The 23,481-nt window shown below is 65.3% G+C and carries 24 protein-coding genes and 1 pseudogene; 9 read left to right on the top strand and 16 right to left on the bottom strand.

Annotation, left to right across the window (positions count from 1 at the left end):
• The first annotated feature begins 31 nt into the window (after window positions 1–31).
• The 4 genes from spt to lptG all read left to right on the top strand — a co-directional run bounded on the left by spt (window position 32) and on the right by lptG (window position 5,848).
• Entirely contained in the window at window positions 32–1,294 is a 1,263-nt protein-coding gene (gene spt, locus U1737_RS19910) for a serine palmitoyltransferase (protein ID WP_332798002.1), read from the top strand.
• A 199-nt stretch (window positions 1,295–1,493) separates the two neighbouring features.
• Window positions 1,494–3,458, top strand: coding sequence for an ATP-binding protein (locus U1737_RS19905; protein ID WP_332798001.1), 1,965 nt, complete (start codon window positions 1,494–1,496; stop codon window positions 3,456–3,458).
• Window positions 3,459–3,545: 87 nt separating this feature from the next.
• Complete coding sequence (lptF, locus tag U1737_RS19900; protein WP_248522925.1) at window positions 3,546–4,751, top strand: LPS export ABC transporter permease LptF; 1,206 nt, start codon at window positions 3,546–3,548, stop codon at window positions 4,749–4,751.
• Window positions 4,748–5,848 (top strand): LPS export ABC transporter permease LptG, encoded by a 1,101-nt coding sequence (lptG, locus tag U1737_RS19895; protein WP_248522924.1) that lies wholly within the window; start codon window positions 4,748–4,750, stop codon window positions 5,846–5,848. Before lptF ends, lptG begins: the two co-directional genes overlap by 4 nt.
• Window positions 5,849–5,934: 86 nt before the next feature.
• Here the strand turns inward: lptG and U1737_RS19890 are convergent, their stop codons facing one another.
• On the bottom strand, window positions 5,935–7,032 hold the full coding sequence (locus U1737_RS19890; RefSeq protein ID WP_332798000.1) for a fatty acid desaturase family protein: 1,098 nt from the start codon (window positions 7,030–7,032) through the stop codon (window positions 5,935–5,937).
• Between the two features lie 175 nt (window positions 7,033–7,207).
• Between U1737_RS19890 and U1737_RS19885 the strand changes: the two genes are divergently transcribed.
• Entirely contained in the window at window positions 7,208–8,359 is a 1,152-nt protein-coding gene (locus U1737_RS19885; protein ID WP_248522922.1) for a GNAT family N-acetyltransferase, read from the top strand.
• 180 nt (window positions 8,360–8,539) lie between these two features.
• Here U1737_RS19885 and U1737_RS19880 read toward each other — a convergent pair whose 3' ends face one another.
• The 7 genes from U1737_RS19880 to U1737_RS19850 form a co-directional block, all read right to left on the bottom strand.
• Window positions 8,540–8,866: a hypothetical protein gene (locus tag U1737_RS19880; protein WP_332797999.1), complete on the bottom strand. Its 327-nt coding sequence runs from the start codon at window positions 8,864–8,866 to the stop codon at window positions 8,540–8,542.
• Complete coding sequence (locus U1737_RS19875) at window positions 8,867–9,673, bottom strand: transporter (protein WP_332797998.1); 807 nt, start codon at window positions 9,671–9,673, stop codon at window positions 8,867–8,869.
• Window positions 9,670–10,440: an exodeoxyribonuclease III gene (gene xth / locus U1737_RS19870; protein ID WP_332797997.1), complete on the bottom strand. Its 771-nt coding sequence runs from the start codon at window positions 10,438–10,440 to the stop codon at window positions 9,670–9,672. Before xth ends, U1737_RS19875 begins: the two co-directional genes overlap by 4 nt.
• Before the next feature lie 8 nt (window positions 10,441–10,448).
• Window positions 10,449–10,787, bottom strand: coding sequence for an iron-sulfur cluster insertion protein ErpA (gene erpA / locus U1737_RS19865; RefSeq protein WP_187504898.1), 339 nt, complete (start codon window positions 10,785–10,787; stop codon window positions 10,449–10,451).
• A 357-nt stretch (window positions 10,788–11,144) separates the two neighbouring features.
• Window positions 11,145–11,930: a M23 family metallopeptidase gene (locus tag U1737_RS19860; protein WP_332797996.1), complete on the bottom strand. Its 786-nt coding sequence runs from the start codon at window positions 11,928–11,930 to the stop codon at window positions 11,145–11,147.
• 269 nt (window positions 11,931–12,199) lie between these two features.
• The gene (locus tag U1737_RS19855) at window positions 12,200–12,664 is read right to left on the bottom strand and encodes a peroxiredoxin (RefSeq protein ID WP_248522917.1); all 465 of its coding nucleotides are present in this window, start codon (window positions 12,662–12,664) and stop codon (window positions 12,200–12,202) included.
• Window positions 12,657–15,341, bottom strand: a complete 2,685-nt coding sequence (locus U1737_RS19850) for a bifunctional [glutamine synthetase] adenylyltransferase/[glutamine synthetase]-adenylyl-L-tyrosine phosphorylase (protein WP_332797995.1) — start codon at window positions 15,339–15,341, stop codon at window positions 12,657–12,659. The genes U1737_RS19855 and U1737_RS19850 overlap by 8 nt, the downstream gene beginning before the upstream one ends.
• Here U1737_RS19850 and U1737_RS19845 point away from each other — a divergent pair.
• Window positions 15,331–15,600, top strand: a complete 270-nt coding sequence (locus U1737_RS19845; protein ID WP_332797994.1) for a hypothetical protein — start codon at window positions 15,331–15,333, stop codon at window positions 15,598–15,600. The genes U1737_RS19850 and U1737_RS19845 overlap by 11 nt on opposite strands.
• A gap of 32 nt (window positions 15,601–15,632) precedes the next feature.
• Here the strand turns inward: U1737_RS19845 and U1737_RS19840 are convergent, their stop codons facing one another.
• The 3 genes from U1737_RS19840 to U1737_RS19830 form a co-directional block, all read right to left on the bottom strand.
• Window positions 15,633–16,286, bottom strand: a complete 654-nt coding sequence (locus tag U1737_RS19840; RefSeq protein ID WP_132896205.1) for a sigma-70 family RNA polymerase sigma factor — start codon at window positions 16,284–16,286, stop codon at window positions 15,633–15,635.
• Between the two features lie 130 nt (window positions 16,287–16,416).
• Complete coding sequence (locus tag U1737_RS19835; RefSeq protein WP_248522914.1) at window positions 16,417–16,554, bottom strand: hypothetical protein; 138 nt, start codon at window positions 16,552–16,554, stop codon at window positions 16,417–16,419.
• Between the two features lie 120 nt (window positions 16,555–16,674).
• Window positions 16,675–17,478, bottom strand: a complete 804-nt coding sequence (locus U1737_RS19830; RefSeq protein WP_248522913.1) for a response regulator — start codon at window positions 17,476–17,478, stop codon at window positions 16,675–16,677.
• Between the two features lie 260 nt (window positions 17,479–17,738).
• Between U1737_RS19830 and U1737_RS19825 the strand changes: the two genes are divergently transcribed.
• From U1737_RS19825 to U1737_RS19815, 3 genes are all read left to right on the top strand, one after another.
• Window positions 17,739–17,942: a NepR family anti-sigma factor gene (locus U1737_RS19825; RefSeq protein ID WP_248522912.1), complete on the top strand. Its 204-nt coding sequence runs from the start codon at window positions 17,739–17,741 to the stop codon at window positions 17,940–17,942.
• Between the two features lie 11 nt (window positions 17,943–17,953).
• Window positions 17,954–19,579 (top strand): sensor histidine kinase, encoded by a 1,626-nt coding sequence (locus U1737_RS19820; protein WP_443027165.1) that lies wholly within the window; start codon window positions 17,954–17,956, stop codon window positions 19,577–19,579.
• Window positions 19,580–19,902: 323 nt separating this feature from the next.
• A complete protein-coding gene (locus U1737_RS19815; protein ID WP_332797993.1) occupies window positions 19,903–20,037 on the top strand; it encodes an entericidin EcnA/B family protein in 135 nt (44 codons plus the stop codon).
• A gap of 78 nt (window positions 20,038–20,115) precedes the next feature.
• Here U1737_RS19815 and tatC read toward each other — a convergent pair whose 3' ends face one another.
• The 5 genes and pseudogenes from tatC to U1737_RS19790 all read right to left on the bottom strand — a co-directional run bounded on the left by tatC (window position 20,116) and on the right by U1737_RS19790 (window position 23,187).
• Window positions 20,116–20,898, bottom strand: coding sequence for a twin-arginine translocase subunit TatC (gene tatC / locus U1737_RS19810; RefSeq protein ID WP_248522910.1), 783 nt, complete (start codon window positions 20,896–20,898; stop codon window positions 20,116–20,118).
• Between the two features lie 199 nt (window positions 20,899–21,097).
• Window positions 21,098–21,532, bottom strand: a pseudogene (gene tatB / locus U1737_RS20790) (Sec-independent protein translocase protein TatB); the annotation flags it as partial.
• A 53-nt stretch (window positions 21,533–21,585) separates the two neighbouring features.
• The gene (locus tag U1737_RS19800) at window positions 21,586–21,831 is read right to left on the bottom strand and encodes a Sec-independent protein translocase subunit TatA (RefSeq protein WP_248522909.1); all 246 of its coding nucleotides are present in this window, start codon (window positions 21,829–21,831) and stop codon (window positions 21,586–21,588) included.
• 28 nt (window positions 21,832–21,859) lie between these two features.
• Window positions 21,860–22,468: an SMC-Scp complex subunit ScpB gene (scpB, locus tag U1737_RS19795; RefSeq protein ID WP_332797992.1), complete on the bottom strand. Its 609-nt coding sequence runs from the start codon at window positions 22,466–22,468 to the stop codon at window positions 21,860–21,862.
• Window positions 22,465–23,187 (bottom strand): segregation and condensation protein A, encoded by a 723-nt coding sequence (locus U1737_RS19790; RefSeq protein ID WP_248522907.1) that lies wholly within the window; start codon window positions 23,185–23,187, stop codon window positions 22,465–22,467. The genes scpB and U1737_RS19790 overlap by 4 nt, the downstream gene beginning before the upstream one ends.
• Window positions 23,188–23,481 lie beyond the last annotated feature (294 nt).

Here is a 23,481-nt window from a genome sequence, read left to right as displayed (position 1 = left end):
GACGACACATTCCAACCTCGTGGAATCTAACATGACCGAAGCCGCCACCACCGCCCACGCCCTCCCCGTCGACGCTCCCGAGGTCGCGCCCGAACGCGATCTCATGTCGAAATTCGACGCGCTCATCGCCGAACGCGAGGCGCTGATCGCCAGTGGCGTGCGCAATCCGTTCGCGATCGTGATGGACGAGGTGAAGTCGCCCACCCAGGCGGTGATCCGCGGCAAGGACACGATCCTGCTCGGCACCTACAACTACATGGGCATGACCTTCGACCCCGACGTGATCCAGGCGGGCAAGGACGCGCTCGACGCGTTCGGGTCGGGCACCAACGGCAGCCGCATGCTCAACGGCACGTTCCACGATCATGTCGACGTCGAACAGGCGTTGCGCGACTTCTACGACATGACCGGCGCGATCGTGTTCTCGACCGGGTACATGGCCAATCTCGGAATCATCTCGACGCTCGCCGGCAAGGGCGAATACGTCATCCTCGACGCCGACAGCCACGCCTCGATCTACGACGGCTGCAAGCAGGGCAACGCCGAGATCGTCCGCTTCCGCCACAACGACGTGACCGATCTCGACAAGCGCCTCGGTCGCCTGCCGAAGGAGGCCGGCAAGCTGGTGGTGCTCGAAGGCGTTTATTCGATGCTCGGCGACATCGCCCCGCTGAAGGAGATGGTCGCGGTCGCCAAGAAGCATGGCTGCATGGTGCTGGTCGACGAGGCGCATTCGATGGGGTTCTTCGGCCCCAACGGGCGCGGCGTGTACGAGGAGATGGGGCTTACCGACGAGGTCGATTTCGTCGTGGGGACGTTCTCGAAGTCGGTCGGCACGGTCGGCGGGTTCGTCGTGTCGAACCACCCGAAGTTCGAAATGGTGCGGTTCGCCTGCCGTCCGTACATCTTCACCGCCTCGCTGCCGCCGTCGGTGGTCGCCACCGCCGCGACGTCGATCCGCAAACTGATGACCGCACACGACAAGCGCGCACAGCTCTGGAAGAATGCGCGCCGGCTGCACGGCGGGCTGAAGGCGATGGGGTTCAAGCTCGGCACGGAAACGTCGGATTCGGCGATCATCGCGGTGATCCTGACCGACCAGCAACAGGCGATCGCGATCTGGCAGTCGCTGCTGGAGGGCGGGCTGTACGTGAACATGGCGCGCCCGCCCGCGACGCCTGCGGGGACGTTCCTGCTGCGGTGCTCACTGTGCGCGGAGCATACCGACGAGCAGGTCACGACGATTTTGGGGATGTTCGAAGCGGCTGGACGTGCGGTTGGGGTGATCGGCTGATCCTTGATCCTCCCCCGCCAGGGGGAGGTGGCTGGCGCTTGCCAGACGGAGGGGGCGGAAAGGGTAACCTCTGTTCCGCGTCCTCCCCCTCCGTCACCTTCGGTGCCACCTCCCCCTTGCGGGGGAGGATCGGAAGGACCGCCTCGCCAAAGATCGAACGCATTGCGCGGGGGGAACGACGCGCTAGGATGGCCGGGTGATGCGAAGCGAAGCCCAGACCGCGGCCCTGGGGGGCGGAGCGACCTGGCGGATCGTCACGCTGGTCGTGATGGGGCTGCTCGGCGCGGTGGTGCTTGTCGCCCTCATCGTGACGCTCGGCAACGCCAACCGCCAGCGCGACCGCGCACTCGAACTGCAGGCGCACAGCTACGACGTGATGATCCTGGCGCGCACGCTGTCGGGAACGATCGCGCGGTCGGAGGCGTCGCTCGGGCGGTACGTGATCAGCGGCGACAAGCAGCTCGGCCAGTTGTATTTCGACGAATGGCTGCTGGCGGGCACGCAAATCGACCGGCTCGACCGCATCACCAACGACAATCCCGAACAGCAACCGCGGATCGATCGCCTGCGCGCCGCTTATGATGCGCGCGGGCGAGAGCTGTCGATGACCGCGCTCAACACGAGCTACGGCAAGAACGGGCAAGCGCTCGCGCGCTATTACCAGGCGCGGAAAGCACCGACGCTCATCGAGATCAACACGACGCTCGACACGCTGATCGCCGGCGAGCGCGCGCTGCTCGATCAGCGGACGGCGGCAGCGATGAGGTCGGTCGAGCGGTCCAGCTGGGTCGCGGGCGTGCTCGCGATATTCGGCGTACTGATCGTGCTGGGCGCGATCCTGCTGGGCTGGTTCACGATCCGCGCGGTCGGCGAGCGTGCCTCCGCGCTCGCCGACGCCGAACTGGAACGCAAGCGGGCCGACGAGCTGACCGCCGCCGTCGCAGCCGCCACCGCGGAACTGCGCGTGCAGGAGGCCAAGCTGCGTCAAATCCAGAAAATGGAAGCGGTCGGCCAGCTCACCGGTGGGATCGCGCACGACTTCAACAACATGCTGGCGGTAGTGCTGGGCGGGCTGGAGCTTGCCCGGCGCAGCGTCGCCGCCGATCCGATGACGGCGCGTCGGCACATCGACAGCGCCACCGAAGGCGCAAACCGCGCTGCTGCGCTCACCCGCCGCCTCCTCGCCTTCAGCCGCGAGGATTCGCTGAAGCCCGAGCCGATCGACGCCGCCGCGCTGGTCGCGGGCATGTCCGACCTGCTCGACCGGACGCTGGGCGATGCGATCACATTGGTGGCGCGAGACGAAGCTGCAGGCTGTTGCGTGCGCGCCGATCGTGTCCAACTGGAGAACGCGGTCCTCAACCTCGCGGTCAACGCGCGCGATGCGATGAACGGCCGAGGCACGCTGACGATCGTTACCGGCGCAACCACGCTGGCGGCGGAACAGGTCGGGCGGTGCGCGGCGGGCGATTACGTGACGATCATGGTTGCGGACGATGGCTGCGGCATGACACCCGACGTCGCCGAGCGCGTATTCGAGCCGTTCTTCACAACCAAGGAAGTCGGCAAGGGCACCGGGCTCGGCCTCAGCCAGATCTTTGCGCTCGTCCAGCAGTTGCAGGGCGAGGTCGGGATCGTCTCGGCCCCAAATGAAGGGACTGCGGTCACGCTCTATTTGCCGCGCGTCGTCGACGTCATGGCCGCCCCCACGCCCGCGCTGCCGACCGAGGTCGTACCCGCCGTACCGGCGCCCCCCGCGATGCTCGATATCCTCGTCGTCGAGGATGATCCGCGCGTCCTGACCGCGACGATCGGCGCGCTGGAGGAGATCGGCCACCGCGCAATTCCCTGCGACGACCCGCTCGCCGCACCCGCCCTTCTGGCGGCGAACCCGGCGATCGGGCTGATCATCTCCGACGTGCTGATGCCGCGCCAGACCGGCCCCGAAATGATCGCCGCGCTCTCCCCGCTCTATCCGCACATCGCCGTGCTGTTCGTCACCGGCTTTGCGGGCGAGGTGAACGTCGCGCAGTTCGGTGGCCACGACGTGCTGCGCAAACCCTTCACGTTGAACGGTCTGGAGCGCGCCGTGGCGACGGCAATCGCAGCGGATCGCACCAACTCCACGGCCACCGCTCAGCGCGATCCGGTCGCCGCGGAATGATCGTTCACTGATGCGGCGATAGGGGATGACGCTTCGCCCCTGCCCCTCTATACCCGCGCGACCCAGCAGACCGAGCCCAACCCGCGCATGAAATCCATCGACCGCTACATGGCCCGGCTGATCGCGGTGCCGCTGTTCTCGACGCTGCTGATCGCCGTCATGCTGTTTGTGCTCGATCGCATGCTCGGGCTGTTCAATTTCGTCGCGACGCAGGGCGGTCCGATCAGCGTCGTGTGGCGAATGCTCGCCAATCTGCTGCCCGAATATCTCGGGCTCGGCATTCCGATCGGGCTGATGCTCGGCATCCTGCTCGCGTTCCGCCGGCTTTCGACTTCGTCCGAGCTGGACGTGCTGCGCGGTGTCGGCATGAGCTACAACCGGCTGCTGCGCGTGCCATACATGTACACGATCGCGCTGGCGCTGCTGAACCTGGCGATCGTCGGCTACGTCCAGCCGATCGCCCGCTATTATTACGAGGGGTTGCGGTTCGAGTTGCGCACCGGTGCGCTCGGCGCGTCGATCAAGGTCGGCGAGTTCACCAATCTCGGCCAGCGGATGACGCTGCGGATCGAGGAGAGCAAGGACAAGGGCCGCGAACTGTCGGGCATCTTCGTCCATGCGTCGACCCAGACTGGCGATTGGCTGGGCGTCACCGCGGAGAAGGGCAAGTTTCTGGCGACCGACGATCCCAACGTCATCACCTTCCGGCTCGCGAACGGCACGCTCGTCCACAACAAGCCCGAGTTCAAGACACCCCGCGTTTTGACCTTCACCAGCCACGATCTGCCGATCAACCTGCCCAAGTTCGAGAGTTTTCGTGTCCGTGGCGGGCGTAATCTCGAATATACGCTGCCTGAGCTGGCCAAGCAGGGTCAGCGCGGCGCGACGCTGGAGCAACGCGACGGCAGCCGATCGGAGTTCCACTTCCGCCTTGCCGAGGTCGCGACGATGTTCCTGTTGCCGCTGCTCGCGCTCGCGCTCGGGGTGCCGCCCAAGCGATCCTCGTCCGCGCTCGGGGTGTTCCTGTCGATCGTGATGATCGTCACCTATCACAAGGTGAACCAATATGCCGCGGACGTCGGCGAACTCGGCCGGATCGACCCGATCATCGCGCTGTGGGTGCCGTTCACGATCTTCGCCGGGCTGATCCTGTGGATGTACTACACCATCGCCTACGTCCCCGGCGGGCAACCGATCGGCGCGCTCGAACGCGTCTTCTCGAAGACGTTCAAGGCCATCACCAAGCGCATTCCGGGCTTCCGGCCTAAGTCGCAGACGAGCAAGACCGCATGAAAACCGTCAGCTTCTTCCCGTCGCGCACGGTCGCGATCTACATGGGGCGGATGTTCCTGGTGCGGACATTCGCCGTACTGGCCGCGCTCGTCCTGGTGCTCCAGGCGCTCGACCTGCTGAGCGAGTCGGGCGACATTCTCGCTTTTCCCGGCAATGGCGACGCGCAGATCTGGCAATATGTCGCTCTGCGCGTGCCGCAGATCGTGTCGCGGTTCCTGCCCTTCTCGGTGCTGCTGGGAACGATCCTGACGCTGATCACGATGAACCAGAATAGCGAGATCGTCGCGCTGAAGGGCTCGGGGCTCTCCGCGCATCAGGTGCTCGCGCCGCTGCTGGTGGCGAGCCTCGGCGTGGCGGTGATCAGTTTCGTGTTCAACGACCGGGTCGTGGCGCGCTCGACCGCGACACTGAACCAGTGGCAGAAGGTGAATTACGGCAAGCTGCCGATCGATCGCGGCGACCGCGCGAACGTGTGGGTGCGCGACGGCGACGATTTGATCGAGGTCGCGCAGATCCGCGGGCGCGGCGATGCGACCCGGCTTGGCGGGATCACGCTGTACGATCGGACCGGCGGCAACCTCGTTGCCATCCTGCGCGCCGATCACGGCAAGCTCGCGCCCGGTGGCGGCTGGCTGATCGGGCCGGCGACGCGGTTCGACGTAGCGCGCGGTTCGGTCACCAATCTCGGCTCGGTGGTGATCGCGAAGGACGTGCGACCGGATCAGTTCACGCTGGCGAGCGTCGATGCGGACGGGCTGTCATTCGGTGCGCTGAAGGCGGCCATCGGCGACCTGTCCGACGCGGGGCGGCCGACCAAGGCGCTCGAGGGGTCGTTGTGGCACAAGCTGTCGGGGCCGCTGTCGTCGGTGCTGATGCCGTTGCTCGGCGCGGTCGCGGCGTTCGGCATCGCCCGATCGGGCAAGCTGTTCGTGCGCGCGGTGATCGGTATGGGGCTGGGGTTCGCGTTCTTCGTCGCGGATAATTTCGCGTTGGCGATGGGCAATCTTGGGGCTTATCCGCCGTTTCTCGCCGCTTGGGCGCCGTTCCTGCTGTTCTTCCTGATCGGCGAAGCTGTGCTGATCCGGTCCGAGGAATAACCGGACGGCATCCTGCTAGTCCTTGTTCTCCCGTGAAGGCGGGAGCCCAGTCTGGGTCCCCGCCTTCGCGGGGAAACACGCTTAGATCAGCGGCGCACCATCGTGCTGCGGGCGATCTTGCTCACCAGCCCCGGCAACCCCGGATAGCTCGCCTTGTGATACGGCGACATCGCGTCCAGCTCGGCCGAAATCCGGCGATGCGCCTCGCCCAGCGCATGATAGGGCAGCCCCGGCAGCAGGTGATGCAGCGCGTGGTAGCGCAGTCCGACCGGCGCCCACAGCGCGGGCAGCAACGCCGGCGGCGGCACGTTGACCGTGTCGAGATACTGCGCCGTCACCGTCATCGGCTCGCCGTCATTCTCCCAAAGATGCGCGACGAGGGTGCGGACCTGATTGAGCACCGCGAACGCAGAGGCGACGCCCAGGATCGTCAGGAACGCACGCAGCGGCAGCACGCCCGTCACCGTGATCGCGATCAGCGTGATCGCCCACAGGCTCGCCGCAACCTCGAGGCGGTTCCAATAGGCCTTCGCCTCACCCTCGGGCGCACGACGGCGGAATTGCGGGTTGATCGCCAGCGCCGAATAGCGCTCGACGACCATCGTCCGCAGCTTCGGCGAGAGCAGCGAAAGCGGTGACAGGATCGCGAACCGGATGATCAGCGCGATCGGCGCCAGAGCCGACACGACGATGAACAGCGGCAACGTCCACGGCTTCATCAGCGCCAGCGGCAGATATTCGGGATCCTCAACCGTGCCATAGCGCGTCTTGGCGTGATGGAGGTTGTGCACCCCCTCATACATGAATGACGGCGTCAGCAACGGCACGCCGACGAGAATGTTCCAGCCGAGCCGGAAGTTCGGTACCGAGGCATGCTTCATGTGGCTGACTTCGTGGATGAAGCTCAGCCCGCGGTACAGCCCGAGCACCGACGCGATCGCGGCGATCACCGCCACCGCCGTCGAGTCGCTCGTCGCCGCCACGAACAGCGCGCCATAGCCCAGCACCATCGACGCGATAAGGTCGCCCCAATACACCGCCGGCCGTGGCTTCACGAGATCGCGCGTCAGGTCCGCCGCAGCGCGCAGCATCGCCTTGTCGTCGGCGATACGCACGACACCCGCACCGGGTGTTGCTGGGGCTGGAGCGGCCGTGCCGCGAGCGAGGCTGAGCGAGGTATCCATGGGCATGTCCATTGCCCGAAGATAGTGGCCGCAGCGTGGCATTTACAGGTTGCGCGCTTGTCTCGGCGCGAGGAAACCCGATCACTCTGACCGGCTGCCGCGATGACGCACGTGTCACTCGCCTTTACGCCGGACGCTGGCTAGACACGCGCGACTGCGTTTTCGGGAACGACACATGGCTAAGCTTACGATCCGTCCGGTCGAGACGAAGAAGGACCGGAAAATCTTCATCGATCTCCCGTTCCGACTTTACGCCGACGATCCCAACTGGGTGCCGCCGCTGAAGTCCGAGGCGCTCGGGCTGATCACGCCCGACAAGAACGGCTGGTTCAGCCATGCCAAGGCGCAATTGTTCCTCGCCGAGGAGGACGGCCGGGTCGTCGGCCGCATCTCCGCGCACATCGATACGCTCGCGCTGACGATGCCGCCCGAGCAGGGCTTCGGTCCCGGCGTCGGCCAATGGGGGCTGATGGAAGCCGAACGGCAGGACATCTTCCAGGCGCTGCTCGCCCGCGCCGAGGACTGGCTGCGTGAGCAAGGCATGACGCGCGTGCTCGGGCCGATCAGCATGTCGATCTGGGAGGAGCCGGGGCTGCTGATCGACGGTTACGATCATCCGCCGACGATCATGATGGGCCACGCCAAGCGCGAATATCGCGGCTGGATCGAATGGGCGCAGTATCGCCCGGTCAAGCGGCTGATGACCTACGAGGTCGACGTCACGAAGCAATTCCCACCGATCGTCCAGCGGATCATCAAGTCGGGCGAGAAGAACCCGCGGATCACCGTCCGCAACGTCGACAAGACCAAGTTCGAGGAAGAGGCGGCGATCATCCTGTCTATCCTCAACGACGCGTGGCGCGACAATTGGGGGTTCGTGCCCTTGACCCCTCCGGAGATCAAGGACGTTGGCGTCAAGCTGAAGCCGATCGTCTTCAACGACCTGATCCGGATCGCCGAGCTGGACGGCAAGCCGGTCGCGTTCATGATCACGCTTCCCGACCTGAACGAGGCGATCAAGCCGCTGAACGGCAGCCTGCTCCCGTTCGGCTGGGCGAAACTGTTGTGGTGGCTGCGCAAGCCCAAGGTGCGGACGGTGCGCGTGCCGCTGATGGGCGTGGTGAAGGAGTTGCAGGCGTCGCGGATGGCGAGCCAGCTGGCCTTCATGATGATCGAATATATCCGCCGTGCGTCGGTCGAGCATTATGATGCGAAGCGCGCGGAAATCGGCTGGATTCTGGACGACAACCAGGGGATGCGGTCGATCGCGGAGACGATCGAGAGCCGGGTTAACAAGGTGTACCAGGTGTACGAGCGGCCGCTCTAGGGGGCCAAGGCCGCTGAACGTCGCAGCGAGGGAAAGGCCGCTAAAGGTTGTCATCCTGACGAAAGTCAGGACCCAGAGCCCAACAGAGCAGCATTCTGAACCCTGGGTCCTGACTTTCGTCAGGATAACGGCAGGCGTAAGGATCACAGGAGGCGTCAGTATGACGCAGGGCGCGCGGCCCTACTCCCGCTTCCCCCTGCCGAACGGCATCTTCAGCGTCACCGCGCCCCCCTGCCCGCTCGCACCGGGCAGTTCGGTACGAATGGCGTGGACATTGCCCGTTCCTCCCCCCGGCAGCCGAAACGACAGCGGATCGCCGCGCGCAGGCTGGACGGGCTCGGCCAGTTTGGCGACGCGCTGATCGGTCGGCCGCGCGCAGACGACGATCTCGCCATCGGGATCAGCCTGCACCGGACACGGCATCGTCGCCCGCGGCGCGCGCTTGCGCAGCTCCGGCGGGAGCGGCAGCCCGGCTATCGCTTGCAGCAGGAGCAGGCCGACCAGCATCTAGAACCTCCGCGATATCCCTGCATACACCCGCGCGTCGGGCGTATCGCCGTTCAGCCCCGCCGCGCCGAACATGTCGAACTGGAGATCATCGTTCGCCATCCACGCCAGCGAGAGCGCGGCGAGCGCCTGCGTCGCATGCTTCTCCGGATCGTTGTCGCGCAACGCCTGTAATTCGCCGGTCAGCGTGACGGTCTTGGCGACCTCGACCGACAGGCCGGCTGTCGAGCTATACGCGAGATGCCGACCATTGCCGTCCTGGTCGACCGCCGCATCGATCTCCGGCGTCAGGTCGAGCGATACCGAGTCCGACAGTTCGTAGGTCAACGGCACGAGAAACCCCGCGCCCCAATCGCCCGCACCGATCGACGACCGCCCGACCGGCAGCGTCACGAACGGCAACACCGATACCGACAGATCCGCGCCGTCCGGGTGGTGGAGGTTCGCCTTCATCCCTAGCGAAACGTCGCCGACCCCGTCCACCGAGTCGGTCCCAGTCGAGTCGCGCATGCGATCATGGCCGAACGGCGTCCAGCCGATCCGCGCCTCGATCGTGTCGCTGACGCCGACGCGGACGAGCGTATCGCCGAACAGGATGGCGTCCTCGCGCGAGCCCGGTTGGTCGTCGCGCGTCCAGTCTGCCAGCGACGTCTCGACCGAGACGCGACCCGGGGCGATCGTGCAGGCAGGCGTATCGAGCCCCGGCCGGTCCGGGCAGTATTCGCGCTCCTGCGCCGATGCCGTACCCGAGAAGCCAACACTCGCAACCAAAACACCCGCCAGCGCGACGCGGATTAGGCGCGTCAACGCAACCGGACCCAGGTCGGCGCGTGGTCGCTGGCTTTTTCGCGGCCGCGATAGGCCTTGTCGACGCCGGCATCGATCATCCGGTCGGCGGCCTGCGGGCTGAGCAGCAGGTGATCGATCCGGAACCCTGCGTCGCGCTGCCATGCGCCGGCCTGGTAATCCCAGAACGTCCAGACGCCACCCTTGGGGAATTGCGTGCGGAGCGCATCGGTCCAGCCTTGTGCGACGAGCGCACGGTAATGCTCACGGCTTTCGGGCTGCATCAGCGCATCATCCTGCATCGCGCGGATCGAGTAGGTGTCGTCGTCGTTGGCGATGACGTTGTAGTCGCCCGCGAGGATCGCCGGCTTTTCCTCGGCCAGCAGCACGCGCGCACGGTCGGCGAGGCGGTCCATCCAACGCAGTTTATAGTCGAACTTCGGGCCCGGCTGCGGATTGCCGTTGGGGAGATACAGCGCGGCCACGATCAGGCCGTCGATTTCCGCCTCGATGTAGCGGCTGTGCTCGTCCTCGGGTTCGCCTTCCAAGCCGCGCTGGCGGACGACGGGCGTGCCGCTCTTTGCGAGGATCGCGACGCCGTTCCACGTCTTCTGGCCGTGCCAGACTGCGCCGTAGCCGACCGCTTCTATGTCCGCGATCGGGAAGGTGTCGTCGCTCGACTTGAGTTCCTGAAGACAGACGATGTCGGGTTGTTCTTCGACGAGATACTCGATCAGCCGCGGCAACCGCGCTTTGATGCCGTTGACGTTGTACGTGACGATTTTCATGGGGCGGATCAGACCGAGAAGCTGGAGCCGCAGCCGCAACCCGATGCGGCGTTGGGATTCTCGACCTTGAACGCGGCGCCGGCGAGCGACTCGACGTAATCGACCGCACACCCGCGGACGAGATCGATGCTGACGCTGTCGACGACGAGCTTCACGCCGTCATGCTCGGCGATGACGTCATCGGATTCGACTGAGTCGGCGAACCCGAATTTATACTGGAACCCGGAACAGCCACCGCCATCGACCGAGAGCCGGAGGATGGCCGGCTTCCCCTGTTTGACGGCGATCGCCGCGACGCGCGCCGCAGCGGAGGGGGTGAGGATGATGTCGGGAGCCAGCGTTGCCATCGCTTGGAGATAGGGGGTTGGGGGAGCGGCGGCAACCTTGGGATTAGCGTCCGGAAGGTTCCGAGATCGGCATCCGTGGCTCGCCCGTAGGACCGGCGCTGCTGCCTGGGCGTAGGATCGGCACCGGTGCCTTACCGTAGGACCGGCGCCGCCGCCTCGCCCGTCATCCCAGCGAAAGCTGGGCTCTCATTCTGATGGTCCGTCCCCGTGGTGGGATATCCCAGCTTCCGCTGGGATGACGGTACGGGCGGTAATGGGTGGCCGGATATTGATAATCCGTCCCCGTGGGTCGAGGTCCCGGCTTTTGCCGGGATGAAGGGGGTGCGGCCTACATTAGCGCTTACGCTTGCGTCCACATCAGTCCTGCGCGGCGGGGCCGCCGGTGGAGACGGGGATCGCTTTGACCGAGCGGTCCTGTGCGGCGAGCAGATAATCCGCGGTCGTCAGGAACGGGATCGGGTTGACGGCGTGGCCGTCGATACGGACTTCATAGTGAAGATGCGGGCCGGTCGAACGCCCGGTCGAGCCCATCAGCGCGATAAGCTGGCCGCGGGTCACGCGCGTGTTGTCGGCGACCAGGATCTTGGAAAGGTGGCCGTAGCGGGTGGCGATACCCTTGCCGTGGCTCAGCTCGACCAGATTGCCGTAGCCGCCCTGACGACCGGCGTGCGCGACGACGCCGTCGGCGGTGGCATAGATCGGCGTGCCGACCGGGCCGGGGATATCGACGCCGGCATGCATCGCCGCGGTACCGCGGAACGGATCCGAGCGGATCCCGAAATTGCTGGTGAACGAAAGCGAGTGGACCGGCTGGACCGACGGGATCGCGATAACGCCTTGCTGGGTGGCATCGAGCTTCTTCCAGGTCTGGAACAGCGTGCGGAACTGCGCGTCGGCGCGGAGATCGGCGGTGGCTTCCTCGGTGTTGGCGGCGATCATCGGACCACCGGTCGCGGCTTGGACGCCGTGCGCCTGGCTTGCGACTGTCTTGGCGGGCCCCCCGGCCTGCGCTGCTGCGGTCGAAGCGAACCCGGCGACGCCCATCGTCGCAGCGATCGCATATTGCCCGATCGAAGAGAATTTACGCACCGCGAACACAGCCTTGAGGCGTGTCACGATGGCTGCAGTGGTAAAATCGACCATTGGTCCCCGACAAAAAAATGCAGGGCCGTTCGCCCAAGGCGGACGGCTCCGAAACTCTGTCCTGACTCGCAGCCCCTCCGCGCACCAGACAGGTGGAGTTAGGCCGGATACCGCCGCGACGGGCAAGAGCGAGGCGCCGTTCGCGCGCCGGAGCGGCAGACTGATACGGCGAGTTGATGGAATCGCCCGCCTCGCGCAGGGAACGATCGCGGAACGCGGCCGACGGCCGACGGAATATCTTCGAATCTCCGCCCTTTACTGCCCGCAGTTCAGAGCGCCTTTGCGGCCGCCAGCACCGCGTCGGCATGGCCCGGAACGCGGACCTTGCGCCACGCTTTCACCAGCGTGCCATCGGCGCCGAACAGAAACGTCGCGCGCTCGATCCCCATGTATTTCTTGCCGTACATCGCCTTCTCGACCCAGACGCCGAACGCCTCGCAGGCAACGCCGTCGACATCGCTGGCGAGTTGCACGGTAAGCGAATGCTTGGCGGCAAATTTCGCGTGGGAGGCGGGCGTGTCCTTCGAGATGCCGACGACCTTCACCCCCGCCGCGTCGAACGCATCGGCGAGCGCGGAAAAGTCCTTTGCCTCGGTGGTGCAGCCCGAGGTGTCGTCCTTCGGGTAGAAATACACCACGAGCGGCGCGCCGAGGCTCGCCAGCGACACGGCTGCCTCGTTGCCCGCATCGTCAACCGTGACCGTCACGTCCGGAATCTTCGACCCTTCATCCATCCTGCTCTCCCGTCACTTGCGCCCAGAACCGGCGGACTTCCTGCCGCGTCGATTCGAGCGTGGCAACCACCGCCGGCCAATCCGCGACCCCGATCGCGCGCGCGATCAGCTCTTCCGTCGCATGCCCCGGCGGCGCGGCATCGGGCGCGACGAGGCGGAGCGTGACCAGCAACCGGGTCAGCACGTCATGCGCGGCGCGCAACGTGGGCGGGACGAGGCCTTCGGTCGCCAGCCGATCGATCGCGGTACCGAGATTGGGGTCGAAGCCGGCGCGGTTGACGAGCTGAACGACGTGCACTGCGAACTCCAGGTCGACGAGGCCGCCGGGGAGGAGCTTGGCATCGAGCGGTCCCTTGGGCGGCTTGTGCGCCGCCATGTCCGCGCGCATCGACTTCGCCTCGACGACCACGTCGCGCGTCGGGCGATCGCCTTCGAGCACACCCCGCACGATGTCCGCGACCGCAGCGCGCGCGTCCGGCGAGCCAAACACCGGCCGCGCCCGGGTGAGCGCCATGTGCTCCCAGGTCCACGCATCCTCGCGCTGGTAGCGGGCGAAGCTGTCGAGCGTGACGACCAGCGGCCCCTGCCCGCCCGACGGCCGCAACCGCGTGTCGATCTGGTAGAGCGGGCCCGCCGCCGTCGCGACCGACAGCGCCGCCGTCACGCGCTGCGCGAGGCGGTTGTAGTACAGGGTCGCGCCGAGCGGCTTCGGACCATTCGACTCTGCCGTGAAGTCGCCGGTGAACAGATAGATCAGGTCGAGATCGGACGCGTGCGTGAGCATCGCGCCGCCCATCCGGCCGAGCGCGAGGATGACGAGTTCGCTGTCCGGCACGATCCCATGCGCCTTGGCGAACTCGTCGATCGTCGCGCGCGCGAGCACGCCAATCGCCGCCTCCGCGACCCGCGCATAGCCGGCAGCGACGTGCAGCGGATCGGACGCGCCCGCGACGATCTGCGCTCCGAGCGCGAACCGCAGTTCGCCGACGACCCGGCGGACATGATCGAGTCGCGCCTGGTAGTCGCCCCCGACCTCGCCCGCGCGCATCGCCGTCTTCAGCGCCGCGATATCGCCGACCGGTTCGAACGCGGTCGCGTCGATCAGCCCGTCGAGCAGATCCGGGCGCCGACCGAGATCGTCGGCAAGCGTCGGCGCATGGCTGAGGATGGCGGCAAGCAACGTCGCCAGCCCCGGTCGCGCCTCCAGCAGGCGGAAGATGTTGATCGCGCTCGGCAGGCGTTCGAGTAGCGCATCTAGCCTGAGCAACGCCGCCTGCGGCACCGGCGCGGTCGCGAACGCCGTGACGAGCGTCGGCAGCACCGCCTCCAGCGCCTCGCGTGCAGCCGGACTGCGCAGCGCCGGATACGCCCCGCCCCGCCACGCCTCGATCCGGCGGCGTGCTGGCTCGGGCTCGTCGAACCCGGCAGCGGTGAGATCGGTCTCGAGCGTCACCGCGTCATGCGAGAAAGCGGGGCGCGCGGTGTCGTCGAGCGCGTCGTAGATCCGGCCGGTCGCCGCCACCCGCGGGGCGAGCAACGCCAGCAGCGCGCCGGCATTCTCCAGCCCGTGCAGCTTGGCCACGCGGTCGAGCGCCTCCCCGGGCGGCAGCGCGTGCGTCTGGCGGTCGTCGATCATCTGCACGCGGTGCTCGATCGTCCGCAGCAGCGTGTAGCCGTCGATCAGCGCCCGCGACTCGTCGGTGCCGATCCAGCCCGCGTCCGCCAGTCGCGCGAGCGCATCGCGGGTCGCCGGCGCGCGGACGCTGCGATCGCGCCCGCCGTGGATCAACTGGTGGATCTGCGCGAAGAATTCCGCCTCGCGTATCCCACCCCGCCCGCGCTTCAGGTCGTAGCCGGGACCGAACGCCTGCCCCTGCGAATGATGATCGCGGATCCGTGCGGAGATTCCGCGTATCTCGCCGATCGCGCCGAAATCGAGCGCCCGCCGCCAGACGAATGGCCGGATCGCATCGAGAAACCGCCGGCCCAGCGCGACATCCCCCGCCGCTGCGCGCGCGCGAATGAACGCGGCGCGCTCCCACGGCAGCGCCTGCGCCTCATAATAGCCGATCGCCGCCTCGACCGGCAGCACGATCGGCGTGATCTCGGGCGATGGCCGCAACCGCAGGTCGACGCGCAGCACATAGCCGTCGCCATCGCGCGCCTGGAGCAGCTCGACGACGCGCCTGCCGATCCGCACGGCCGCCTGCTCGGGCTCCTCGCGCGGCTTCACTGGCAGCGTCACGGGATCGAACAGCAGGATCGGATCGATATCGGACGAATAATTGAGCTCGCCGCTGCCCTGCTTGCCGAGCGCGATCGCGGTGAAGCCGAGCGGCTCCGCGCCGGGCGTCCGCTCCTCGATCGCGGCCCGGATCGCGGTATCGAGCGCATGGTCGGCAAACCGGGTCAGCGCACCGGTGACCGCGGTCAGGTCGAGCACGCCCGCAAGATCGCCGATCGCGACATTCAATGCCATCGCGCGCCGTTCGAGCCTGAGCCGTTTGGCAACCGCCATGTCGGGCGTCGCACTGGATGCGCCAAGATCGAGCCGCCCTTCGGCAAGCGCACGGGCGAGTACCGGCTCGCGGTCGAGAATCATCGCGAGAAAAGGAGACCAAAGTCGCGCTCGGTCGAGCGCGTCGTTTATCGCGTGTTCAGTATTCGTGCTGCTCATCGCGCAACACTACAGAATTCAGTTCATACTTTACACGACAAAGCAACAAATCATCGACTTAGCCGTTATTGCCAGCATGACCTATTCATTCCTTACCATCAGCCGCGAAGCCGAAGGCCAGCACGTTGTCCGCCGGCCGAGACCGACCGACGTCATCGGCACTTCGCTGCGCGATGCGTTCGGGCCCCAGCCGAGGCTACCGGAAGATATGGAACGATTGCTGCGGTCGCTCGACGGTGCAAATATTCGACACCACTGAGACACCAAGCATCTTAACCTTCGGACCGAGAATCAGCGCCCGCGGCTAAGATGCTCGACATCGCCCATGATCGAATCCAGCGCTGTCTTACTCGTGTCAGTCTCATGGTCGCGACGCGACGGCAGCGAGCCATCGGTCAGGATCGTTTCGAGTGCCACACGGCCTCGAGCGACCCGGCTCTTGATTGTCCCGACCGCAACGTTGCAAATTTCAGCAGCCTCTTCGTAGGCAAAACCGCCCGCTCCGACCAGAATCAGCGCCTCGCGCTGTGGTTGCGGCAGATGCATCAGCGCACGCTGCATATCGCCCAGCTCGACATGTCGATCCTGGCTCGCTGGCGCGGCAAGGATGCGATCAGCGACAAGATCGTCCCATTCGCCCTTGAACCGCGCGCGACGCATCTGCGACAGATACAGGTTGCGCAGGATGATGAAGGTCCATGCCCGCATGTTGGTGCCAGCCTGGAACCGCAAACGCGCAGCCCAAGCCTTCAGCAGGGTTTCCTGGACCAGATCATCGGCGAGATCGCGGCTGCCTGACAGCGATCGGCCGAACGCACGCAAATGGGGAATGACCTGCGCGAGTTGAACCTTGAACTCCGCATCCGACAGAGAGACGTGCTCCACCGGCGCGACGACTTCGTCGATATCGTCCTCGTCATCGGTATGTGGAGCAGGCTGTACCATGGAAATCCTGTCAGTTTCGGTCACGTGTTTTCGGGCACGTCACCGTAAGCACTTTTCACCAAGCGGAACCCGGTGACGGCGAACATAGGCGTTCACGACCGCAATGCCAGCCGTGCAGTCCTAACTTATGTCAGCGAAAAACGAGAAAGCCGAATATCGCGATGACCAGCACCAGCGAAATGCCCAAGATGTATCGCGTCATGTGCGGCGTCGAGCCGGCGCGAGCATCTTCGGTTTTGATGTGGATACGTTCGTTCGGGTCAGCCATGTCGAGTAAACCCCCGAAAACCGTTTTGGGTCCGCAACCATTTACGGAAGCGGACCCAAGATGCAGCGATATCGCCGCCCAATCAAGCGGTTGGAAAAAGTTGACGACGAACCGTGTCCGTTAGGCCGTCGGCACGGTCGCCTGGTCGAAGAACAATGCCTGACTGATCGCAGCCTTCACGGTCGAACGCTGGAAAGGCTTGGTGATCAGGAACGTCGGCTCGGGACGCTCGCCGGTCAACAACCGCTCGGGGAACGCGGTAATGAAAATCACCGGAACCTCGAACTCGGCCAAGATGTCCTTGACCGCGTCGATGCCCGAACTGTCGTCGGCCAGCTGGATGTCGGCGAGCACGAGGCCCGGCCGCGTTTCCATCGCCAGCGCAACCGCTTCGTCGCGGGTAACGGCGACCCCGGTCACGTCGTGCCCAAGATCGCGAACGATGGTTTCGATGTCCATCGCGATGATCGGCTCGTCCTCGATGATCAAGACCTTCGCACGCGTCTGGTTCTCGATTTCCGACAATGCGTCGGCGACCAGATCGTCGACCTCGCTCGTATCGACTTCGATCAGGTACGCGGCGTCCTCGGGCGTGAAGCCCTCCATCGCGGTCAGCAACAGGGCCTGGCGCGACAAAGGCGTCATGCGGGCTAAACGCGCCCGGGCGACGGCCTCGTTACCACCGGAGTCCTGGACGCTTTCGTCCGCGACTTCATCGAAATTGGCCGAGTTCCAGATGACCTGGAACATCCGATACAGGCCGAGACGCGGGTCTACGTCGCGCGGGAATTCTTCCGGTGCGGCGACGATCGCTTCCAGGGTCGCGCGCACATATTTATCGCCATGCATCTGGCTGCCGGTCAGGGCCCGGCCATAGCGCCGCAAAAAGGGAAGGTGCGGTGCGAGTTGCTGTCCTAAAGACATGGGTAACGAATACTCCCTGATCCTGTGCGGCCCCTCATGTGTCGGGCGGCTCGTGTCATTGCAATGGCGGTGGCCGAAAAACCACATCTTCGCCCTATGCGTCGGCAAGACATATGCGCTGACAAACTACGGAGATGCGATTTTCGCTTAAACGTGGAACTATCGAGACCGTGTTTGGTTTCACCGACATATTCGGCGACTTCGCAGCTGGCCCGACGTCCGTCGTGGCGGGTATGCACATCGCCCTTTTGTGACATGGTATGCCAGATGATCAGGTTCGCGTCGTGCAGGGGGAAGTTTTGAGTTTGGGCCACGACACGCAGAATACAGTGCCAGTCACAAAGCCCGTAAAGGGGCCGGACAAGGATCAGCAAATGGGCTCGGCTCTGCGTTCGGTTTATCAGAAAACCGTTGATGAAGCGATTCCGGACGACCTGCTGGACCTTCTCGGCAAGCTCGACTGAGGGCGGGCCGCATGGCCTCGCCCCCCGACCCCGATCGCGTTCAGCCGTCTCCCCTAGAAGCCGGTGACCAATCTGGTCTTCACCGTGAAACGCGCCTGATCTCGGCAATGGGGCGCCTACCGACCGGCGCGAAGTTGTTTCTGATCCTGAGTGCAGCCCTGCTGCCCTTGGCGCTGATCGCCGTGTTCGCGACGTTTCAAACTACTCGACTTGCCGACACGGAAGCGCGGGCTCGCCTCCGGGTAACGGCCAACGAGAGCGCCCGCGCTCTTGCCATCGAGCTGGTCGGCGACATGACGGCGCTCCGGGTCGCGGTCAATGCGCTGGGCAACGATCCGGCAGACGCCCCGAGTTGCGCCCGCGCCCAAGGCGTGTTCGCTCAGCAATCGTCAGCCGGGACGCGTTTCGTCATCACCGAGCGTGACGGAACCGTGCTGTGCGGCACGCCGATCCCCATGCCGGCTGCGCTGCGCAGCGACGACATGCCGATCACCGCCGACATTATTCCTGACCGCGGTTTGGTGCTGGCGATCTCGGGCCCAGGCGGCAACACATTCGCCCGCGCCTATTTCCCGCAGCCCTTTCTCCAGAAGATCGGTCGGCCATCGAGCGCGGCACTGACTTTCAGCAGTGCGCTCGTGCTCGACGAAGATGCGCTGGCGCTCGAGACCATTCCGGACGAGAAGCCCCTCGATCGCATGGAGACGATGCGAACCGACCTCGGGGTTGCGGGGATCGCCTTGCGCACGAGCATTCGCAGTGCTCCGGTAACGTCGTCGCTGGTGGTCGCGATGCTGCTGCCGTTGCTGATGTGGATTGCGGCGGCCAGCATTGCATGGTTCGTGGTCGATCGTCTGTTGATCCGGCCTCTTCGCCGCCTGCGGGGTGCGGTCGCAGCGTTCACGCCGGGCGAAGCGCTCGATCTCGGTGCGGTGCGGACCTTGCCCGCCCAGGAAATCCGCGAGCTTGGCGATACATTTCAGGCCATCAGCCAGACTGTGGCGCTGCATGAAGCAGGATTGGCCGAAGGGCTCGTGCGCCAAACCAAGCTGACCCGCGAAGTCCATCACCGGGTAAAGAACAACCTGCAAGTCATTTCCAGTCTCATCAATTTTCATGCCCGCAGCGCCCCGAGCGAAGACGCAACCGCGGCCTATTCATCGATCCAGCGCCGCGTCGACGCGCTGGCGGTCGTGCACCGCAACCACTTCGCCGAGCTGGAGGAAAATCGCGGGCTGAACCTGCGCACCATGATCGGCGAGCTCTCTGCGAATATTCGCGCGACTGCATCCGATCGGTCGCATGGGCTTGGCATCACGCTCGATATCGATCCGTATCTGGTCAGCCAGGACGTCGCGGTGGCGATCGCGTTCCTGGCGACCGAAACGATCGAGCTCGCAATGTCCTGCGATCCTGCGGCGCAAATTCGGATCGTCGTCAAACCTGCCGATGTCCCCGAGCGGGCACTGCTTCGCGTGGTCTCGCGCGCGCTGGTGGAAAGCGACGCCCTGCGTGAGGCCGCAGCGCGATATGGTCGCGTCATGGAGGGGCTGTCGCGGCAGTTGCGCTCTCCCCTTCACCACGACCCCTTGATCGGGGCGTATGAAATCGCATTTGCCATCAAAGGCCGCGATTGATTAAAAGTCGACACCACGCGGTTAACGCTTGTTAGCCTTAGATTTTTTTCGGATAATCGTCTCAAGCACGGAACACTTCGGCGCGGTCGCCGTTCAGTAAATCGGACAGCGACTTTATGCCCCCCCGCTCTCGCTGTCCAAGTCATAGGCCCGGACGCATCACCCTCCCCCCCCCGGTGATGTGGCCGGGCCTTTAAACTTAGGCGCCGGTCGCCGGGGCCAAGCTCTTGGAATATCGCAAAAACGGAGCGGCCGGTCGGAACGAATTCCGATCCCGAACATTCCAGCCGGGGTGGCATTCGTGCCCTTCTAGGAGGATTATTATGCGTAAGTTGGTTGGATTGGTCGTCGTCGCAGGCGCGCTCGTGGTTTCGGCATGCAACACGGTCGAGGGTGCGGGCAAGGACGTCGCATCGGCAGGCAGGACCGTCGCGCAGACCGCAGACGGCGCCAAGTAAGCTCTTGCGCTTTTGATAACGGAACGGGGCCCGGTGCACATGCACCGGGCCCCGTTTCCATGTAAGCCTTCTGCGCTCTTAACTCTCGACGATATCGGTGGAGTCGCCCTCGATCGCCTTGGCTTTCGCCCGACTGCGCTCGGTGAACCAGATCCCGATCAACGCGAGCTCGTACAGGATAACCAGCGGGATCGCGAGCAGCAACTGGGAGCCAATGTCCGGCGGCGTCAGCACCGCGGCGATCGCGAACGCGGCGACGATCGCGTAACGCCGCGCGCCGATCAGCTGTTTCCGCGTGACGATGCCTGCCCGCTCCAGCAGCATCAGCAGGACCGGCAGCAGGAACGAGATCCCGAAGCCGAACAGGAACTGCATGGTGAACGACAGATAATTGCCGATCGCCGGCAGCGCCTCGCGGTGGATACCGCCGACCATGCCGTCGAACCCGAGCAGGAAGTGCAGCGCCATCGGAATTGCGATGTAGTAGGCCATTGATGCGCCGGTCAGGAACAGCACCGGCGTCGCGAGGATGAACGGCAGGAGCGCGCGCTTCTCCTTCTTGTAGAGGCCGGGTGCCACGAACTGCCACAGCTGGTTCGCGATCACCGGGAACGACAGCATCATCGCCGCGAAGAACGCCACCTTGATCTGAACGAAGAACGCCTCGAAGATTTCGGTATAGATCACCTTGTTCTGCCCAGCCGCGAGCAGCGGATGGACCAGAAAGCCGAAGATATCCTCGGCGAAATACATCGCGATCCCGAACGTCACGATCAGTGCGGCAATGCAATATAGCAACCGCCGCCGGAGCTCGATCAGATGGTCGAGCAACGGCGCCCGGCTTGCGTCGATCTCGCTCATGCTCTGCCTTCGGCGTTATGTTGGGCGATCACGGCGGGTTCGCTCATGACGGCGCCACGTCGGACTTGCCGGTCTTGTCTTCGCGGGCGGGAGCCGTCGAAGCTGGCGTATCCAGGGGGGTGTGGGACAGATCCGAACCACTATGGCCGATCGGCGGCTGCTCCGGATCGGCCGGCGCCGGCGTCGACGATACCGTCGGCGGAGCGGCGGCGACCACCGGCTTCTCGACCATCACCGGTTCGTCCGTATGATCGCCCGCCGCATGATCCCCGCCCGCATCATTTCCGCCCGCATCATTTCCGTCCGCATGATCCGCAGACCTATAATCGCGGCGGTACTCGTCGGTCTCCGGCGAATGCACGACCTGCGCGGTATCGGTCGCGCCGTCCGAACCCGTCTGGGGATGCTCGCGCATGATGCGTTCGTTTTCCGACGCCCAGCGCTTTTCCATCTCCTCGAGTTCGGCCTCGCGCACCATCGAATCGAAACCCGAACGGAATTGCCGCGCGACGCCGCGCGCCTTGCCGACCCAATAGCCGACCACGCGCATTGCCTTGGGCAAATCCTTCGGACCGATCACGACGAGCGCGACGAATGCCACGAGCAGGAACTCGGAGGGCGCGATATCGAACATTCAGCCGCGCCTATCTAGGGTCTTCAACTCTGCCAACTTCAAGCACGATCGCTTCAGGCAGGACGGTCGTCGCGGACGCGATTGCCGTCGCGATCGAACGCGGGATCGGCAGACTTCTGCGCTTCGATCCGTGCCGATGGCTTTGCCGGCGTCTCGTCGTCGTTCTCCGACATGCCTTTCTTGAAGTTCTTCACACCCTTGGCGACGTCACCCATCAGGCTGGAAAAGCGACCGCCGCCAAGAAGGAGGATCGCGACGACCGCGAGGACGAGCAAGTGAATCGGGCTAAAACCGCCCATGGCCATTCTCCTGAAAACTGAACCCTATCTAAGGCTCATCCCGCCTCAATGCCAGAGATTGCGCCATCCCCACGCCATCTTCGCTATCTTCGAGCCGATCGAAGGCAAGATCGACCGGATCGAGCAGCCCGGCGGCGCGCAGATCGTCGATCCCCGGCAGGTGGCGGCGGCTCGCCAGCCCGAAATGAAAGAGGAATTCGGGGCTGGTCGCGAACATCAGCGGCCGCCCCGGCACTTCGCGCCGCCCCGAAGGCTTGACCCAGCCCGCCTCCATCAGAACGTCGAGCGTCCCCTTCGAAATCTGCACCCCGCGAATCGCCTCGATTTCCGCGCGCGTGACCGGCTCGTGATAGGCGATGATCGCCAGCGTCTCGATGCCAGCGCGACTGAGTTTGCGCGGCTCCTCGCGGTCGCGGCGCAGCATGTGCGCCATGTCCGCCGCGGTCTGGAACTGCCACCGATCGCCCCGCCGGACGATGCCGATCCCCCGCCCGGCATAGTCCGCGGCGAGCCGATCCAGTGCCGCACGGACATCGCCCGCCCCGACATGCGCGCGGATCGCGTCGATCGTCAGCGGGGTCTCGGCCGCGAACAGCACCGCCTCGACCACCCGCACGAAATCATCCGGCGGCATCACGCGCGCGCTCTCAGATAGAGTGGCGCGAACGGCGAGGCCTGGCGCAGGTCGATCTTACCCTGCCGCGCGAGTTCGAGTGCCGCGACGAAGCTCGACGCCAGCGCCGATCGCCGCAACCGCTCTCCAGCTTCGGGAAGGAAACTCTCGATCGCGCTCCAGTCGATCCGTTCGCCGACGAGAATCGACACGCGCTCCAGCGCCGCCTCCAGCGTCATCACCTCGCGGTCGGCGACGACATGCATCACCGGCCGCGTGCGTGCCGAAATCCGGCCATAGGCGGCGATCAGGTCGAAGATCTCCGCCTGCCATGCCGCTTTCCGCACCGTCCGCAGCCCCTCGGGCGCGCCTCGCGCGAACACGTCGCGCCCGGTCCGATCGCGCGCCATCAGCCGCGCGCCGGCCTCGCGCATCGCGCTCAACCGTTCGAGCCGAAGCTGCAACCGCAGCGCGAGTTCCTCGGGATCCGGCTCGGCGAGCGGATCGCGCGGCAACAGCAAGGCGGACTTCAGATACGCCAGCCACGCCGCCATCACGAGATAGTCCGCCGCCAGTTCCAGCTTCAGCGCGCGCGCGGAATCGACGTAGGCGAGATACTGCTCGACCAGCGCAAGGATCGAAATCTTGCGCAGATCGACCTTCTGCCCGCGCGCAAGCGACAACAGCAGATCGAGGGGCCCCTCCCACCCGTCCAGATCCAGCGTCAATTGTGCGTCGCTCATGACGCCGAGATACAGGATTGCACGCGGTTCGGCATCCGTGAAAGGATGGGCTGGCGATGGACTCAGGCCACTCGCTTGTGTCCAGTGAGCATCCGGTACCGCGACCTATTCCGCATCGGAATTCTGCATAGCCGTGCAGCCCGGTTTTCCGCCGTTTTCGGATCGAGGCGAAAATTGTGCAGAGCGTGTGGAAACCCGTGAGCAGCGCCTGGACGGTGGCGGTTTTTCCTCTGAGCGACCGCCCGAGCCGAACAAGGCGTAATCCTGCCCTCTGACCGCCTCGAGGCCTCCAGA

The organism is Sphingomonas fucosidasi, from assembly GCF_036663855.1.
GTDB classification, from domain to species: Bacteria; Pseudomonadota; Alphaproteobacteria; order Sphingomonadales; family Sphingomonadaceae; genus Sphingomonas; species Sphingomonas faeni_B.
This window is presented reverse-complemented; position numbering and strand designations above follow the sequence as displayed.

Bases quoted from the DNA above. Each gene is read 5' to 3' on its own strand.
- U1737_RS19860 (WP_332797996.1), bottom strand. From the start codon at position 11,930: ATGGTCGATTTTACCACTGCAGCCATCGTGACACGCCTCAAGGCTGTG.
- spt (WP_332798002.1), top strand. From the start codon at position 32: ATGACCGAAGCCGCCACCACCGCCCACGCCCTCCCCGTCGACGCTCCC.
- xth (WP_332797997.1), bottom strand. From the start codon at position 10,440: ATGAAAATCGTCACGTACAACGTCAACGGCATCAAAGCGCGGTTGCCG.
- U1737_RS19885 (WP_248522922.1), top strand. From the start codon at position 7,208: ATGGCTAAGCTTACGATCCGTCCGGTCGAGACGAAGAAGGACCGGAAA.
- U1737_RS19880 (WP_332797999.1), bottom strand. From the start codon at position 8,866: ATGCTGGTCGGCCTGCTCCTGCTGCAAGCGATAGCCGGGCTGCCGCTC.
- lptF (WP_248522925.1), top strand. From the start codon at position 3,546: ATGAAATCCATCGACCGCTACATGGCCCGGCTGATCGCGGTGCCGCTG.
- U1737_RS19800 (WP_248522909.1), bottom strand. From the start codon at position 21,831: ATGGGCGGTTTTAGCCCGATTCACTTGCTCGTCCTCGCGGTCGTCGCG.
- erpA (WP_187504898.1), bottom strand. From the start codon at position 10,787: ATGGCAACGCTGGCTCCCGACATCATCCTCACCCCCTCCGCTGCGGCG.
- U1737_RS19840 (WP_132896205.1), bottom strand. From the start codon at position 16,286: ATGGTACAGCCTGCTCCACATACCGATGACGAGGACGATATCGACGAA.
- U1737_RS19835 (WP_248522914.1), bottom strand. From the start codon at position 16,554: ATGGCTGACCCGAACGAACGTATCCACATCAAAACCGAAGATGCTCGC.
- U1737_RS19890 (WP_332798000.1), bottom strand. From the start codon at position 7,032: ATGGATACCTCGCTCAGCCTCGCTCGCGGCACGGCCGCTCCAGCCCCA.
- U1737_RS19790 (WP_248522907.1), bottom strand. From the start codon at position 23,187: ATGAGCGACGCACAATTGACGCTGGATCTGGACGGGTGGGAGGGGCCC.
- U1737_RS19850 (WP_332797995.1), bottom strand. From the start codon at position 15,341: ATGAGCAGCACGAATACTGAACACGCGATAAACGACGCGCTCGACCGA.
- U1737_RS19815 (WP_332797993.1), top strand. From the start codon at position 19,903: ATGCGTAAGTTGGTTGGATTGGTCGTCGTCGCAGGCGCGCTCGTGGTT.
- U1737_RS19905 (WP_332798001.1), top strand. From the start codon at position 1,494: ATGCGAAGCGAAGCCCAGACCGCGGCCCTGGGGGGCGGAGCGACCTGG.
- U1737_RS19820 (WP_443027165.1), top strand. From the start codon at position 17,954: ATGGCCTCGCCCCCCGACCCCGATCGCGTTCAGCCGTCTCCCCTAGAA.
- lptG (WP_248522924.1), top strand. From the start codon at position 4,748: ATGAAAACCGTCAGCTTCTTCCCGTCGCGCACGGTCGCGATCTACATG.
- U1737_RS19855 (WP_248522917.1), bottom strand. From the start codon at position 12,664: ATGGATGAAGGGTCGAAGATTCCGGACGTGACGGTCACGGTTGACGAT.
- tatC (WP_248522910.1), bottom strand. From the start codon at position 20,898: ATGAGCGAGATCGACGCAAGCCGGGCGCCGTTGCTCGACCATCTGATC.
- U1737_RS19830 (WP_248522913.1), bottom strand. From the start codon at position 17,478: ATGTCTTTAGGACAGCAACTCGCACCGCACCTTCCCTTTTTGCGGCGC.
- U1737_RS19825 (WP_248522912.1), top strand. From the start codon at position 17,739: ATGCCAGATGATCAGGTTCGCGTCGTGCAGGGGGAAGTTTTGAGTTTG.